The sequence below is a fragment of the Lacticaseibacillus paracasei subsp. paracasei genome, assembly GCF_000829035.1.
In the GTDB taxonomy this organism is placed as follows: Bacteria; Bacillota; Bacilli; order Lactobacillales; family Lactobacillaceae; genus Lacticaseibacillus; species Lacticaseibacillus paracasei.
Map to the genome: position 1 here is coordinate 2,408,286 of NZ_AP012541.1, position 15,234 is coordinate 2,423,519.

General features: G+C 45.9%; 14 protein-coding genes and 2 pseudogenes. 6 read left to right on the plus strand and 10 right to left on the minus strand.

What is annotated here, in order from left to right; translation table 11 throughout:
- Positions 1-239 precede the first annotated feature (239 nt).
- A complete protein-coding gene (locus tag LBPC_RS11765; RefSeq protein ID WP_003580832.1) occupies positions 240-797 on the minus strand; it encodes a hypothetical protein in 558 nt (185 codons plus the stop codon).
- Positions 798-891: 94 nt separating this feature from the next.
- The gene (locus LBPC_RS11770; protein ID WP_016365506.1) at positions 892-2,088 is read right to left on the minus strand and encodes a DUF2075 domain-containing protein; all 1,197 of its coding nucleotides are present in this window, start codon (positions 2,086-2,088) and stop codon (positions 892-894) included.
- Between the two features lie 208 nt (positions 2,089-2,296).
- Here LBPC_RS11770 and LBPC_RS11775 point away from each other — a divergent pair, with 208 nt between their 5' ends.
- The 5 genes from LBPC_RS11775 to LBPC_RS11795 all read left to right on the plus strand — a co-directional run bounded on the left by LBPC_RS11775 (position 2,297) and on the right by LBPC_RS11795 (position 6,343).
- Positions 2,297-3,352, plus strand: coding sequence for an Mbeg1-like protein (locus tag LBPC_RS11775; protein ID WP_003661774.1), 1,056 nt, complete (start codon positions 2,297-2,299; stop codon positions 3,350-3,352).
- A gap of 270 nt (positions 3,353-3,622) precedes the next feature.
- The gene (locus tag LBPC_RS11780; protein ID WP_003599756.1) at positions 3,623-4,252 is read left to right on the plus strand and encodes a helix-turn-helix domain-containing protein; all 630 of its coding nucleotides are present in this window, start codon (positions 3,623-3,625) and stop codon (positions 4,250-4,252) included.
- Between the two features lie 135 nt (positions 4,253-4,387).
- Positions 4,388-4,717 carry a PadR family transcriptional regulator gene (locus tag LBPC_RS11785; protein ID WP_003567322.1) on the plus strand — a complete coding sequence of 110 codons (330 nt, stop codon included), beginning with the start codon at positions 4,388-4,390 and terminating at the stop codon, positions 4,715-4,717.
- Complete coding sequence (locus tag LBPC_RS11790; RefSeq protein ID WP_003599757.1) at positions 4,714-5,502, plus strand: hypothetical protein; 789 nt, start codon at positions 4,714-4,716, stop codon at positions 5,500-5,502. Before LBPC_RS11785 ends, LBPC_RS11790 begins: the two co-directional genes overlap by 4 nt.
- A gap of 52 nt (positions 5,503-5,554) precedes the next feature.
- Positions 5,555-6,343 (plus strand): hypothetical protein, encoded by a 789-nt coding sequence (locus tag LBPC_RS11795; RefSeq protein ID WP_003661773.1) that lies wholly within the window; start codon positions 5,555-5,557, stop codon positions 6,341-6,343.
- A gap of 44 nt (positions 6,344-6,387) precedes the next feature.
- On the opposite strand, the gene LBPC_RS11800 is transcribed toward LBPC_RS11795, so the two are convergent.
- The 6 genes and pseudogenes from LBPC_RS11800 to LBPC_RS15895 form a co-directional block, all read right to left on the minus strand.
- Positions 6,388-6,666 carry a bacteriocin immunity protein gene (locus LBPC_RS11800; RefSeq protein WP_003567328.1) on the minus strand — a complete coding sequence of 93 codons (279 nt, stop codon included), beginning with the start codon at positions 6,664-6,666 and terminating at the stop codon, positions 6,388-6,390.
- A gap of 23 nt (positions 6,667-6,689) precedes the next feature.
- Positions 6,690-6,974: a bacteriocin immunity protein gene (locus LBPC_RS11805; RefSeq protein ID WP_003599758.1), complete on the minus strand. Its 285-nt coding sequence runs from the start codon at positions 6,972-6,974 to the stop codon at positions 6,690-6,692.
- A 192-nt stretch (positions 6,975-7,166) separates the two neighbouring features.
- Positions 7,167-7,461: pseudogene (locus LBPC_RS11810) on the minus strand (bacteriocin immunity family protein).
- Positions 7,462-7,561: 100 nt separating this feature from the next.
- Entirely contained in the window at positions 7,562-8,917 is a 1,356-nt protein-coding gene (locus LBPC_RS11815) for a threonine/serine exporter family protein (RefSeq protein ID WP_003567335.1), read from the minus strand.
- 305 nt (positions 8,918-9,222) lie between these two features.
- A complete protein-coding gene (locus LBPC_RS11820) occupies positions 9,223-9,534 on the minus strand; it encodes a hypothetical protein (RefSeq protein WP_003580849.1) in 312 nt (103 codons plus the stop codon).
- A 72-nt stretch (positions 9,535-9,606) separates the two neighbouring features.
- Positions 9,607-9,956 (minus strand): annotated as a pseudogene (locus LBPC_RS15895) (hypothetical protein).
- A gap of 135 nt (positions 9,957-10,091) precedes the next feature.
- Here LBPC_RS15895 and LBPC_RS11830 point away from each other — a divergent pair.
- Positions 10,092-11,108: an IS30 family transposase gene (locus LBPC_RS11830; protein WP_003596308.1), complete on the plus strand. Its 1,017-nt coding sequence runs from the start codon at positions 10,092-10,094 to the stop codon at positions 11,106-11,108.
- A gap of 213 nt (positions 11,109-11,321) precedes the next feature.
- Here LBPC_RS11830 and LBPC_RS11835 read toward each other — a convergent pair whose 3' ends face one another.
- Together LBPC_RS11835 and LBPC_RS11840 are read right to left on the minus strand one after the other, a co-directional pair.
- The gene (locus tag LBPC_RS11835) at positions 11,322-12,701 is read right to left on the minus strand and encodes a bacteriocin secretion accessory protein (protein WP_016366046.1); all 1,380 of its coding nucleotides are present in this window, start codon (positions 12,699-12,701) and stop codon (positions 11,322-11,324) included.
- Positions 12,702-12,711: 10 nt separating this feature from the next.
- A complete protein-coding gene (locus LBPC_RS11840; protein ID WP_016383809.1) occupies positions 12,712-14,904 on the minus strand; it encodes a peptide cleavage/export ABC transporter in 2,193 nt (730 codons plus the stop codon).
- Positions 14,905-15,234 lie beyond the last annotated feature (330 nt).

Here is a 15,234-nt window from a genome sequence, read left to right on the forward strand (position 1 = left end):
TTCCAACACCAGCTTAACAAGTTGACCCCGCGCAAAGGAATGATAATGTTCGTTATTTAACAAGATATTTTTAACAGTGCATACTTATTGACATTATAGGTATTAATCTGTACATATAATGTAAAAAGCTCTATTTATAGGTAAATAAGGTCCTCAAACCCAAAAGTAGCCTTGAAACAGCCGGCGTATTGCCAGTAAGTTCCAAGACTACTTATAGGTTATTTATTCAACTAATTAGTTTAAGCTTTGATGATTTTCCCAACTGCAATTGGTAAAGTAACGTGGGCATCGTAGTTCATGACAGTTCCTTGAACAGTAGCCGGTAGCTTCAAGGTATCCGGCACACCATGAATATAAATGACCCTTTTATCGAGCTGCAAATCGTCACTGCCAAAAGCGGCTTTAAACGCTGTCTGCAATTCCTTCAGATCAACGAGTTTGTCATAAGCATAGTGACCTTCTGCATCAGCCACTGGGTAACTGTCATTTGGCACATGCATCTTGGCCGGTTCAGCGTCAAATGGCACCATCGTTGTACCGGAAACCGGTTCTGTTTCTGGCAGATCAACGAAACCGTCACCATTAGCATCTTGTGCCGCTGTGGCGATTTCTGCTGGCTTACCATCCGGGAATCCGTGGAAATGTTCCCAATGCTGCACATTAGCAGGTGTATCAAACATATCGATATGAATCTTCATTTGCGCACCATCAATCGTGAACGTCGCGGCACCGTGCGCTGCGCTGCCAATCTTCTCAGCGTTCAATGGCACAATTTCTGCTGTATACTTTTCAGCCATGCAAACCACTCCTTTTAGATTTAGACTCAGTTTCAGCATAGTGCTAACTGGAACGACTCACAATCTATTGCATTTCAAAAGTGAGGTTGCAAGATTATTTGGCCAATTGCAATAGCCGTTGGCGCAAAGCAGGATCAGCTGCGTAAAGATAAAGCCCATGCTTCGCCCTTTTCAGCAGAATATTAATGGCATTCATGATAATCGCGGCTTTAGCGTCGGTGGTGTCGGCCAAATCCGGGCGCTTTTTGAAGGCTTCCTTGTCTTGGTACTGCGCCAGATCAACCGTAAGCCGGTCTTTTGAGGGATCATAGCCTAGACTCGGCCCTAGAATCACACCTGCGTAATTCAAGTCAAAGCCTTGAATAGTATAAATGGAACCAACTTCATGCAATGTCTCAGGACGTTGTGCCCACGGGCGATCGGTGAAGTTGATCTTGTCCCAAGGTAACCGCAAAGAACCAGCTTGGACATACCAGGTTTTACCATCGAGCACTGTGAATGGATAGTCAGCTGTCGCGATCATGCGCGAAAGGCCGGTTTCGGCATTGCGCCGCTGAATGAGGTCATACATCGGCTGACCATCAGAAAAGACTTGAAAATCAAAATGTTGCGGATGTGGCAAAGGCAACACTTTTCCACGAACAAAATGATCAATCCAGTCATTCACCGCCGCATCGCCTACCCGCATCTGTTCGGTCAGATGATAATGTGTCACTGCGTATTCGCGCGTCACTCTTTTCAATAAAGCAGGTGTCCAAAAACTCTTTAGCTTGACTAGCTGATGGAAATCGAACACGAGCACCACCACTCGAGCCAACTGAAGAATATCAGCAAGCTGATTATGGCCACGAAATTTATTATACGGATCAGGCGTCGTCAGTAGTAAATGGCCCTCATCGATCAGCACGACATCTGCTCGCTTACCGGCTTTGCGGTACGCGTTAATAAATGGTGTTGGTTTCATAAAGTCTTTCTTTCGAAAATAAGACTTTGTACCAGCAATTTCTTTGTAAATCTTCAGCATTTCATTGTGATTTACCAACAACTTGTTGTCTGTGCCCGCCAACTCGCCGCTTGTCGCACGGGCAGCTTTTTGCAACTGCGCAAAAGCAGCATCCAACACCACACTTTTACCAGCACCGGCATCACCCGAAATGATCAATAGATGTGTTGACGTTGTGTTGTGATTGTCGTTGATAAAGGTCCAAATTCGCTGTTCCAATGCTGACTGTTCTGAGGTCAGTGTCGCATCTTGCGGCAAAATAAACGTTGACTGTGCTAAATCTGGCATATGAACACCTCCGTTAACAACAATACAGCATTCTGGCGTGCAAACGCTGCTGTGACTTGATTTTGTCGGTACTTTTAAAACATTTTAAAAAAGAACATTAAATATACACAACAATTGACAGCATATTACATACTTTACCCCAGTAAACCGGTTACACTAGAGATAGTCAATTTCTCGAAAAAGTTATTCAAGAACTAGGAGTATTGAAATGCCTTCAATTGCTGATTACCCTCAACGCCATAGCTTGGCGTCATTTCAACAAACACCGCTCACTGAACTTGATGCGGGTTTATTTGCGCAACTTGGTTATTTGAACTTCAATTACCTGATCGGCCAGCCCTATGCGCGTTTTGCCGATTTAAATGACAGTACCCGCCTAAACAGGGCTACCTTGACAACTTGGGCGATTCCAACTCATCAGATCATGTTAGACGCCATGCGTCACGGTGAACGTTTTGCCCGGGTTACTTGGGAAAATTGGCTGGAAACTTGCAGCCATCGCAACGAAGAAGACTTCGCGGCCATCACATTCACATTAGCCCCCGGGGTTTATTGTGTCAGTTTTCGGGGGACAACCAATAAACTGGTTGGTTGGAAAGAAGATCTCAATATGAGCTTCATGCCAACGATTCCAGCGCAGCGTCGGGCATTAAGTTACTTGATTAAACAAATCAGTCAGCATCCCGGCACTTATTACCTGACTGGCCATTCCAAAGGCGGCAGTATCGCCACCTATGCGTTTGACCACTTGCCACAACCATTAGCCAGTCAAGTTGCTCATGTTTATAGCTTCGATGGGCCGAGCGGTGTCCCGCTTGATCCAAGCCATCGTGACCGTGTCACCAAGCTCGTTCCACAAAGCTCCTTAATTGGCGTCAGTCTCGATCCAGCGATGAATTTTGAGGTGGTCAAAAGTCGCGTGAAGTTGTTCGGCCAACACGATGTTCTTACTTGGAACATTGCCGACACGACCTTCGCTCATTTGCCAACCACAACATGGGTATCGCGCTATTTCCAAAAAACTTTTGCCCTTTGGTTAGCTGGCCTTGATGCCAAAGCCACTGCGGTTACCGTGGACGCACTTTACCGCATTTTGCGCAGCGGCAATGCCATCACCTTAGATGATCTAGCTAAAACAAAAAATCATTGGCGCCACTATCTTGGGGCGTTCCGGCGCCTCGATAAACATCATCGGCAACAACTTGGCCGCTCATTCCGCTGCCTCCTCGGTGCCATGGCTGGCTCGCTGGTTCAAACGCATTAAGAGGGTCACAAGCTCGGCAGATGCCGGGCTTTTCTATTACACCCATGGTCGTGAAAGCTGGCCAAATCATCTGCATTCTGGCCAAAAGCTACCCCACATTTTAGCAAGCATTCAACTTATCCTGCGCACTAGTGTCAACAATCATCCATCAGCAATGTGCATCAAAATCGCGTCATATCAATGACTCTATGATTCTCAGACCTCTATCAATTGAAAAAAGCTTGTGTAATTTTATTCCTGCCTCAACAATAATAGCAGGTGGTGAAGGACATGCAATTCAGCGACAAACTCAAACTGGCTCGCCAACAGCAACAACTCACACAAACACAAATTGCCGAGCAATTACACGTTTCCCCAAAAACAATTTCCAGCTGGGAAAATGCGCGCAGTTTTCCTGACATCGGCACACTCGTCAGGATTAGCGATTTTTATGATATTTCTTTGGATCAACTATTACAGGAGGATCAGACGATGACAGATCATTACGACGCGATTGACAAACATGCACAACGGGATAATAAGTATTTTCAAGTTACCTATTATTTGAATGTTACCCTTTTCTTAGTCCTCTGGGGACTGCAAGCTGTTTCAAACAACTTCAGGTCTGTTGTCGGTTGGCTCACACTCGCATTTGTGATTAACTTGATCGTACTTGCGACTCACTACCCAGACTATCATGCATGGATTAACGGTTTGCCTCATCGCATATTGCTTTTACTTCTCATTATAGGAGGGAGCACCATTTTCTTTCTCATTAACGGAAAGATCGCTAATCCCCAGCAAACTAATGCCGCTTATTTAACCGGTTTTTACATTGGCAGCGTTGCGAAGCCACTCATGGAAACAGCCGGGGTCATCTTCATGATTTTTGGCTATGGTGAGCTAAAAGAAACTAAGTAACCCACCAGCTCAGGCTGATACGCCCAATTAGTCAGCATATGTTGCTGACTTTTTTCTTAAATGTGTATCTTGTTTTACAAGGTACTCACTCACGATTATACTATGCTTAACAAGGTACCAAAAGGAGGTTAAGCCATGCAACCTTCATCGCAAATGTTAAAAGGCATTCTCGAAGGCGCCATTTTACAGATCATCCAACAAGGCGATATTTATGGCTACGGATTACACGAACAGTTAGGTGCGCTGGGCTTTGGCGATATTCCTGAAGGTACCATTTACCCGTTGCTACTGAAACTGCAAAAAAATAAATCAATTGTGGGCGTTCGGCGAGCATCTGAAAGCGGACCGGATCGAAAATACTATCACTTAACCGAGGCTGGCCAACAAACACTGGCTGATTTTCAGCAACAATGGCACCAACTGAGTCAAGCGATGGCTAAGCTCAACCAAGGAGGCACAACATGAAAAAGTTGAACCAAATGCGTATGGCCAACGATCAACAGCTCAAACAAATTCACGGCACAGATTACGCTTATACCGAAACGGTGGTTATCTATCTGCGTGGTGCGCTTCGCAAGAATCCATATGCGGTTGAGCATGCGATTAGCGATTTGTTGACAACTTTGATTGATGCTCAAACAGCAGGACGCAAAGTCTCAACCTTCTTTGGCGATGATCCTGAAACAGCAGCAGATAATATTTTAAAAGAATTGCCGCCTGCCCCGCTTGATTATTTTGTCAGCCTATTCTGGCCTTTTGCCATGTTTCCGCTGATTGACGGCATCTTGATGATGGTGGTCGATCACGAAACCCGCCTCTTACTAACCGACTTTTTCCCCATGTTGATCGTTTCGTTAGGCCTCTTTGGCATTTCATTTGGTCGAGGTATCTCGTTTAATCGGCTTTCTCGTAAAACAATCCGTCGTGTCTTGATCAGCCTATTCCTCATCGTTGGCTTGCCTCTACTAATTGGCTATGTGTCAAATCATGTTTTCAACCTATCGTTTTCTAGCACCACACTGATTCCCATCTGTGGCGGCTTTGTCTTTCTGAATTTAGGGCTTGCAGCCTGCTTTCGAAAAAGCGCTTTATTATTCCTTGGGTGGTCAGCAATCTGGGCTTTCACGGCGGCGACGCTTTTCTTGCCAATTTCGGAATTATCCGTTGGCTTAGCCTTTGTTGGCCTAGGCGCCTGTTTGCTGCTACTTTTCTACCGTCCTGAGTCACAGTCACATCTGGAAGTATCCTGACCTGACGATACTTATCACGACAACGGTGCCAAATGCTTTATGGAGGCTACTCATGAAAAAGTTAAAACAACTCCGAACTGCAAACGATCAACAACTAAAAGCCATTCACGGCACTGACTATACCTACACCGAAACCGTCATCGGCTATTTGCGGACTGATTTACGCAAAGATCCGTACGCTATTGAACAAGCTATCAATGACCTACTAACGACATTGACCGATGCACAAACAGCCGGCCATCGCGTGGCTGCATTCTTTAGTGACGATCCGCAGACCGCGGCGGACAATATTTTGAAGGAATTGTCGCGTGTGCCTGCCTGGTATCTCTTTGATCAATACTGGCCGATTGTCATGTTTCTATTTGCATCCATCATTTTCACGATGCTAGTTGGCCAAGAGCATCGACTTTCATTAAGCAGTATCGCGGCACCTGTTGCTGTCGTGTTTGCTTTCATTGGCGTTCCCTTTGCCCGCGGCATTTCATTCAACAAAGTCTCTTCTAAAACCATTTTCGGCCTTCTAATCGCCTTTGCTCTTTTTATCATCGTCCCTTTGCTAATCGGCTATTTTTCGGCTAAAACAAATGCCTTTTCGTTTTCCCGCCCACTCCTCATTAGCCTTTGTGTTGGCATCGGGCTGGTCAACTTATGTCTGGCTGGCTACTTTCGCACCATTGCTTTACTCCTAATTAGTTGGACTGGCATCTGGCTGCTCGCCTTGCTCGGTCTCCTCTTACCAGCATCCAGTTTAACGGTCGGCCTAGCAATCGCTGGTGTCCTGTGCGCAACACTACTGCTTTTCTATCATCCTGAGCCAAAATCCGTGATTGCGGCAAATTAAAAAAGCCCTTGCTTGTGCAAAAGCCCTTCTGTAGGTCGTCAAGTTCATCTAAAAATCTGAGTCAATCCCCAGTCTCGATCGTCCATTGGCCCAATCTTCATATAAAGTTTGTTCAGTGCGTCAGGTGCATCCAACTGATGCAAGGCCACGTAGCGTGAAATGCTGTTCTTCAACTTCACAGCAACCATCTGATAGGGATCACCATTTTGCAGATGTTGCGCTGATGTGAACAACAACTTTCGAAGATCATCCTGTTTGGCAATCTCAGGGTCTGCATAAGCAACATCGATTGCTTCAAACAATTGTGTTTCTTGTTTTTTCATGAACGTGTCCTCCTTACAAATATTCAAAGCCAAACGCTCAACCCGCCGCCTCCGCGCGCTCGCATACTAGCGCCTGCTACCAATTTATAAACTGGCTCAAGTGCAGACGGATACTGAAAGTGACGAACCTGCGAATAAGACGCGATGAAGCTGTCAAGGCGGGCAGCGACGTAACCGAACCGATCACCACTTGCCAATCGCTGGGCTGATTCAAATAAAAAACGTTTAATCTCATCATCCGACTGAACTGCGGCATCATTATAGGCGCCATCAATGGCCTGAAATAACCGCGTTTCCTTTCCACCCAATACGATCAGCTCCTAATGATAACGGCAGTTTAACACTTCAAAAAATGCGGCGCAATGTTGATACGGATGACCGATCAGCCACCAACCACCGACATGCCAAACATAACGGATGGTTTTAATTTTTTAAATTGTCATGTGAACTGAACCATGCTTGACTGCTGTTACCGCCCCCAAAACACTGGATAGCTATTGTTAGTAACCATACCGAATATTCGCCAGGGCCATCAATGCATCAAGCTTATCCGACTCTGAAACAGTTAACACAATCTGGTTTTTTCAGAGCGCTGGAAATGTCGAGATTCATGCGGCTCAGAATGAACGGAACAGCTGAATCCTTCTTTCTAAACGCCTCTATATAATCACTTAACACTTGTTGTAACGGCATTTTCTGCTGGCTATGATTTAGGTCTGCCACCAGTTCAGTTAAAATACTAATCGCTTGTTCTGCTCGGTCTTGACCGCCAGCATACCATTTTAAAATACTCATTCTTCCTTCACCTCTTAAAAGTCTTTCGGAACACAAAAAGGCCCATTTCGCGCCATGGTACCACGGAAATGGGCCTTTTGTGTCCAACCAAATGATGCTCTCAATCACTTTTCCGCCATCGCGAATCCATGATCAAGCGGGCCGTAAACAGTCCCAATGGTAAAAACATGATAATCAAAGCGGCGCGGGTCATCCATTCAGCGCCAACGCCGATATTATTTAAGCCGATGTTATAAATCGCTCGATAAATATACAAGCCAGGCACCATGATCACAATGGATGGCACTGTGAGCGAGATCCGTGGGTAGCCGTCAATTCGATTGATCGCCGAAGCAAGTAACCCCGCGACCAATGCGCCAATAAAAGCGGCAGCCGCCGGTGGAATCGTGCTCAAGTCGACCAGTTCAAGTCGCAGCGTATTCGCCACTGCCCCAATCAAACCAGCTTGTACCGCCATGCGCTTTGGACTGTTAAACATAACCGAGAAACCAAAGACGCCGCTGAAACTGGCAATCAACCGAAAAAGCAGCAAAAGCATCGGATTCAATCCCAGATCAACAAAGTTTTCAGGGCGCAAGTGCACAATCATCGCGACTAACCAACCGACCAGTGATGCGACAATCGTAATCATCAAGGCATACAGCAGGCGCTCCATCCCTGACCGCATATCTTGCTTCGAAATATCTAACATACTCGTGATGAACGGAAAACCGGGAATCACGAACAGCATGGCACCAATATAACCGGCCTCATGCCGCGCAGCGATGCCCAGACTCATTTCTAATCCACGAAAAACAAGGAAGTACGCTAAGCAAGCAACAGCAACACTGACGCCAATGCAGGCCAACAAGGTCCAGCTGCGGCGAATCATAATACCACGCAACCAATTGCCGATACCCGCGCCAACAAAACAGCAAACCATCTCAACTGGACCACCGCCAAGCAGAAAAACGAAAGCGCAACACGCCAGCGCCGCAGCCAATCCTGCTCGCAGCGGATCATAATTACCCGACATTTTCTGGATCTGATCGAGCCGATGATGAATCTCGCGCACCGTTTCCGTGGTATATTGCTTTTCAAAATTGCGCACAAACCGTTCAAGTGCATCAAGTTTGTCGGTGTTCACGCCGCTTTGCGATAATGAGAGAACTTCGGAGTAGGCGTGGTTGTTACTAAAACAAGTGTAGGATAACGAAATGAGGCCAATATCAGCAGAACACGACATTCGCAAAGCACGCGCAACCGTGTTCATAGCTTCACGCACGCGCCATGCCCCAGTTCCACACGCCAGCAACATAATCCCCACCCGACCAACGAGTGAAGCACGTTCCTCAAGCGTGGCATGATCTGCCTGCCGTTCTTCGCTGACAATCACGTCATACCATGGAATCTGCATGTGATGTTTTTCTGAAAGTGGCCGCGTTCCTCGCGCTGTCTGATTACTTTTTGCCGTCATAACTTGTGCCGATCCTTCTTCTTATAGGAATGTGTTATCTTGAAAAAATGAAAATAAACATTCACTATTTTAGCACATCTGACGTACACGCGTTGGCGATCAAACCAGGCCTCGTCTCTTACCCCGACAGTTTACGCTGAAATACGGCACTCAAATGACACTTTTTAAAGCAGCTAACACAGCAGCTACGAAATAACAAATGATATGCCCATCATTCAAAACTTAACCTCCTTCGTCTATGCCACTAGCCGCAAAAATGGATCGGGTGCCTCTAGGCTAGTTTTGATTAAATCACCAACGCGTCGTCAAACCCTAGCTTTCTGTTCTTTAATTAGACGCAGTTCACGCCTCAATTGACGCAAGTTGCCTAGCCACAAAAATGAAAAATCCAGTTCACCATTTTCATCAGCAAATACCATATAAGGATTTTCCGGATCAATTAATTGGCTCATGGCTTTGCTTGATAACTGCAATCCTTGATTCAGGGTCTTAATCTCGTGAATCAGGTGTCTGCGAAGTATTCTTTTCCAAAAGACCGGCACCGCGTAACAAATGACACCGCCCATCACCATCAAGCTCACCATACCTGCATCAACCAAAGCGTCTATCTTCAACACCCCAAACTTGTGATCCTGCTGCCGATCAAACTATCGACACGCTAAGCGACAACCAGTGTGTTTCCAATGTTTTTAGTTACAGCCAAACAAATGGGCAAAAAAGCGTTGTATGCCACGCCTTTCCGGTTCTGGCTTGCCAAGTGGTTCTCCGTTCGCCAACCGTCGAATGTCATCAATCGCATCCCGCCCCAATTGACTCAACTGGATACTTTGGGTTGACAAAATGAAATCAATTTTTTGGGCAAATCTAAACAATTGCGATCAAACTCCGGTCCATGCGGCAGTTCATTGTCCATATCACCGGCGACTCTATCAACGACATACGCCATCTCCGGCGACCGATTAAGCGGATGCAACTGATGAATTTCATGACGGAGAATCATAATCAATTTCCTAGCTTCCATTTCAAGTTGATATTCCATACCCCTTTACCTTTCCCTTAACAAAAGATAATTCCCCAGTTTACAATTCAAGTGCAACACCCTGACGACTAGACCATAAAGGCCATGAAGACCTATTCTTGTTAGTGCTAGCTAAACAAGAAAGCAGGAATCTTCATGACCCACTCTCAGACTAACACCCACAAGCATTACCAACAACTCAGTTTTAGCGACCGTGCTACAATTCAGGCCCTTCAGGCTGCTGGTGACACCGCGACCGTGATTGCACAGAAGCTTCATCGCAGTAAAGCGACAATCTCACGAGAAATCACGCGTGGATCTGTAACTCAGCTCGACTCGAAGCGTCACTCGCATCAAGTCTATCTTGCGGAAACTGCCCAAGCCATGCACGACCGTAAACGCGATAGAACCGGTCACTACGCCTTTCTTAAGACCGGCCGTGCGTTCTTCAAGGCTCTCGCCAGGGAGCTTACTCGTAAGCCGCGCGTACACAGCGTTGATAGCTTCGTACACTTCTATCGCGACCAGGGCAAGGCTTGCCCTTCAACGACAACTGTGTATCGCTACATCGACGCCGGGCTGCTTGAGCTAGACAACATGACACTTCCCAAGAAGCTCCGACGCCGCATCAAAGGCTATAAGAACGCCCACAAGCGCAAGAATAAGAAGATATACGGCGACTCAATCGAGTTGCGTCCTGCGGCCGTGAATGACCGCACAGGCGTGGGACATTGGGAAGGCGACTTGGTCAAAGGTATTCGCTTAGCTGATGAGCCAGCATTAATGACGCTCACAGAACGGTACAGCCGGACTGAGATCATCGTCAAGATTCCTGACTATCATGCGGGCACCTGCCTTAAAGCCTTGCAGGACACGATCGACGACTACGGGGCCAAGGAATTTGAGAGTATCACTTTTGACAATGGTTCCGAGTTTGCCAAGTTATCAGAGATTGTTGGAACCCAGATTTACTTCGCACATCCGTACTCGCCTTGGGAGCGTGGCACAAACGAGAACGCCAATGGACTGCTTAGGGAATTCTTCCCGAAAGGGAAGTCTCTCAGAGCAATTACCCTGGTTGAAATTCAAGCAGTCCAATCCGCACTGAACCATCGTCCCAGACGTATTCTGAACTATCTTCGCCCATGCGATTACTACCGATGCATGGCGTAACAGCCTAGACCACTATCAAGAATTCGTTATCATCGTTGCACTTGACTTGAAAATTGAGGAACAAAAGATAATTCCCATCCCAACTTTAACAAGCACTTGCTTATTGTAAGATTACCATCTCCCGCGTTGTGTGACGCAATCTGCCGATTAACGTCGTGTTTTGGCCGATTAACGTCGTATTTTTCATATTTCACCTAAAAATGAGCCTTAATTTTACTGGTGATTAAACATTTTATCGACAAAATATTGCCAGTAAGTTTTCGTTCCCGTGATAACGGCGGCCTGTCCTGCGATACCGTAGTGCAAGGTCTGCCGCTGTAGTTCACTCAGTGGCACTCGGGCCTGTACTTTAAAGTAATTGCCAACTTTAGCATTCACAGTTGGTGCGACATCAATGGCATCAATCCGGCCGGTCAGCGTCATCGGTGATGGGACATTCTCCGCAATTCGCAGCCGAACGCTTTGACCACGTTTCAAACTCATGATTTCCGCTGGCGAAACTGCCAGCTTCAACTCAACTTCTTTTTGCGTGGCTAAGTCTGGCAAAATTTGCGCCAAAACGGTGCCAGCCGGAATGTACTTGTTGCCACTTAAGGATGCTTCAAGATGCAAAACGCCGCTGGCAGATGCTTTGACTTGGTAATTCTTACTTTCGTCCTTTAGTGCCGCCAGTTTCGCCTCGCCTTCTTGGGTACCTTGTTGGACTTTCACCTGTTCTGCAGTCATGGTTTGCTGCATATGGCTTTGCAACGAGGCCAGTTTTGCCTCATTCTGCCCCGTCTGCTGCGCTGAAAGATCGGCCTGCTTCTGGTTGATACGTTGGGTGCGCAAGGAAGCGAGAGTTTCCTTTTCGGTTGTCAATAAGTTTTGCAACTGTGACTGGTACTGGCCTTTCAAGTTGTTCAAATTAGCAGCATCGGCATTCTTAGCCTCGGCTTTATATTGCAAATAAAGATAGTTGTATGCGTGATTGTCACTTAATGGGCGATCGGTTCGTATGGCCGTTTGGGCCTCACGAATCGCCGTCATTTTAGCCTCGCTTGCCTGCATACTGGTTTGCAACAATTGATCGATTTCTTTGCTCTTACCATCGGCCACACCTTGGGTCGCATGCAAGGCTTCCGATTCCAGTTCGTAAACCCGACGTTGGCTGAGATAATCGCGAACTTGTTGCTGATAACCGAATTTATCAGGACTCGCAAAAAGGTTTTTATTGGCAGCAATACTCTGGTTGAGAACTTCGAGCTGCGCTTTTTGATCTTTCAACGTCGCCAGTTGCTGTTCAAGCACTTTCAATTGTGCAGGATGAGCTACATCGTGATACACCAGCAGCGTGTCGCCGCGTTTGACATGCTTGCCTTCCTTCATATGATTCGTCACAATTCGATTCGCCGCCGTCCCTTGAACCGTGACCGCCGTTTTGACCGGCGCAATTTCCGCCGCTGTTAAAACGGTCACCTCGCGCTTGGCGAAGATCAGAAAAAGCAACAACAGAACAAAGAGGATCGCGGTCGGCACAATAATGACTGTTGAAAAATTACGGTAGCGATGGTTATAAAACTCGGTTGTCTCTAACTTCTTTAGATCAATCATCGCGGCCTCCTCACTCACTTACCAACCGAGCATAATAGCCTTGTTTGGCCAATAACTCAGCATGATTTCCTTGTTCAACAATCGCACCATGATCCATGACCACAATCTGTTCCGTTTTAGCAGCAATGGTTAGCCGATGAGCCACAAAAATAATGGTTCGATCAGTCATCGCTAACAACCGATCAACAATTTTCCGCTCGGTGATCGTATCTAAACTGCTGGTCGATTCATCAAAAATCAACACTTTTGCCGGTGATAATAACGCGCGGGCAATTGCTAGGCGCTGCTTTTGTCCACCCGATAAAATACTGCCGCTTTCAGAAAGTTTGGTCTGCCATATCTGCGGCAAATTCGAAATATCTCCAGCAATTTCCGCCACTGAACAGGCAGCTTCAATATCAGCTTCAGTGATATTCGAACGGCTACCCAACGTTAAGTTTTCAATGACTGAGCCAGAAAAAATAAACGGATCTTGTGGTACATACTCGATATATTGTCGTAACGTTGTTAGATCAACATCACTGATGGGAACCCCATTAAATGTGATTTTCCCTTTGCCAGTGTCCACTGGATAGAAACCTACTAGCAACTTGGCTAAGGTCGATTTCCCAGATCCACTCATGCCGACAATGGTGTATTTGGCATTCTCCGGGATTTCAAGGTTGATTTGTTTCAAAACATCTTGCCCAAAACCATACTTAAAGGACACATCGGTCACATTGATGGCGCCATCAATTAAATGCCGATCATTCAAACTTCGCTGTTCTTTAAACTCCGATTCAACCAAATACACTTCATTCAGCCGGTTATTCGCGACTTTGGCCATTTGCAATTTTGGTTGCAAATTAATGATGCTTTCTAACGGATTAGTGAAATATGCCAACAACGCATTGAACGTCAGCATCTGTCCTAGACTCATCTTGTTAGCCATCACCAAACTCGCACCAATCCACAGCACGACCACATTCAAAACCAACTTCAGCAGTCCCTTGATCGCCTGCTGCAGTTGATCAGCTTTTGTATAATTGAACGACTTTTTCAAATACGTGACGAATTCACGGTCAACCCGTTCATAACTGACTTTCTCACCGGTCAGTGATTTAATCGTCTCAATCCCGTTCAAGTCTTCGATAATAGATGAACTCAAAATGGCATTGCTTTCCATCGTCTCTTGATTCAGTCGATTAAATGGCCGCTGAAAAGCGAACACAATCACCAAATAACAAGGCACAGCAATTAAAGACACCAAGAATAAGGTGGTGTTTTGAATGCCTAACACGATCCCTAAAATTAAGACAATCCAAATATCAAGAAACAAGGTCATAATTGTGTTTGCCAGCGCATCAATAATCTTATTAGCATCGGAAAACCGCGACACAATTTCCCCAGTCCGACGCGTGGAAAAGAAGGACATCGGTAATTCATAAAGATGCCTAACGTAACCCAAAATGACATCAATCGACAAACGCTGTCCTAAAACAGCCATCAAAAAATTTTGCCCATAGGTTAAAACCGACTGCAGGACATAAGCGAGGATGAGGCCACTGGCAATCATTCCCAAAGTTGTGCGCATCCCGTTTGGAATATAAGTATCAATAATCGACTGAAGAAAATAAGACCCGACAATACTAATCAACGTGATCAACACAGCGGCGACAATAATATTGGCAATGATCCCTTTTTGCCGCGCCAGCATCGGCACAAACGCAAAAAGACTGCCTTTATCCTCTTTGCGTAGTTGATATTGCGGTTCTGGTGCAATAAAAATAGCGACCCCCGACCACTCCTTCGCAAAGCGCTCTTTGGGAAGCCAGGTCATCGCTACTGATGGATCAGGATCGCCAATCAAGATATGATCCTTTGTCGCCTTAAACACGACATAATAATGAAGCAACTCGCCACGCTTCAAAACATGGACAAGAAACGGATAAGGAACATCATCAAGATCAAACAGCGTCATATCCGCCTTGACAGCCTTGGTTTCAAAATGAAGCGCCTGAGCAGCGCGGACAATCCCTAGCGCTGTTGTTCCTTCCTGATCCGTCTTCGCCAATTGTCGCAGATGCGCTAGCGAATAATCCGAGCCATTAAATTGCAGCAGCATATTAAGCGCCGCAACCCCGCAATCGCGCTCATCCACCTGAGGCGTGTAGTAACGCTTGTAATACTGTGCTTGGCCGAGCTTTATGTTGTATTTGATCATGGGCATGCCTCCTGGTTGGTGCTGGATTTTTCTAAATAAGTGATACCTTGAACTGTTTAAAAAATGGGTTGTCGTTATGACAACCCTTAACCTTACAGAGGAGAAGACTGTCCCAGAAGCCACTAATCAGTCAAATTCTGCGAAGGCTTGTGGAACACCACTTTCTCTGTAAAAGCGTTTAACATAAAACTTAAAATCCAAGAAAATTGTGCAAAGCATGAAATTGTTTAGAAAAGATATGATATACTGTCACCGATAACGCGGTAACCGCTTTAATAATATATAAAGTTATTTTTATATATTATTATCGTAGTAATATAATCTTTTAAT

What these genes read in the sequence shown, in the direction of transcription:
- LBPC_RS11765 (WP_003580832.1), bottom strand. Translation starts at nt 797, where the DNA reads ATGGCTGAAAAGTATACAGCAGAAATTGTGCCATTGAACGCTGAGAAG.
- LBPC_RS11770 (WP_016365506.1), bottom strand. Translation starts at nt 2,088, where the DNA reads ATGCCAGATTTAGCACAGTCAACGTTTATTTTGCCGCAAGATGCGACA.
- LBPC_RS11775 (WP_003661774.1), top strand. Translation starts at nt 2,297, where the DNA reads ATGCCTTCAATTGCTGATTACCCTCAACGCCATAGCTTGGCGTCATTT.
- LBPC_RS11780 (WP_003599756.1), top strand. Translation starts at nt 3,623, where the DNA reads ATGCAATTCAGCGACAAACTCAAACTGGCTCGCCAACAGCAACAACTC.
- LBPC_RS11785 (WP_003567322.1), top strand. Translation starts at nt 4,388, where the DNA reads ATGCAACCTTCATCGCAAATGTTAAAAGGCATTCTCGAAGGCGCCATT.
- LBPC_RS11790 (WP_003599757.1), top strand. Translation starts at nt 4,714, where the DNA reads ATGAAAAAGTTGAACCAAATGCGTATGGCCAACGATCAACAGCTCAAA.
- LBPC_RS11795 (WP_003661773.1), top strand. Translation starts at nt 5,555, where the DNA reads ATGAAAAAGTTAAAACAACTCCGAACTGCAAACGATCAACAACTAAAA.
- LBPC_RS11800 (WP_003567328.1), bottom strand. Translation starts at nt 6,666, where the DNA reads ATGAAAAAACAAGAAACACAATTGTTTGAAGCAATCGATGTTGCTTAT.
- LBPC_RS11815 (WP_003567335.1), bottom strand. Translation starts at nt 8,917, where the DNA reads ATGACGGCAAAAAGTAATCAGACAGCGCGAGGAACGCGGCCACTTTCA.
- LBPC_RS11830 (WP_003596308.1), top strand. Translation starts at nt 10,092, where the DNA reads ATGACCCACTCTCAGACTAACACCCACAAGCATTACCAACAACTCAGT.
- LBPC_RS11835 (WP_016366046.1), bottom strand. Translation starts at nt 12,701, where the DNA reads ATGATTGATCTAAAGAAGTTAGAGACAACCGAGTTTTATAACCATCGC.
- LBPC_RS11840 (WP_016383809.1), bottom strand. Translation starts at nt 14,904, where the DNA reads ATGATCAAATACAACATAAAGCTCGGCCAAGCACAGTATTACAAGCGT.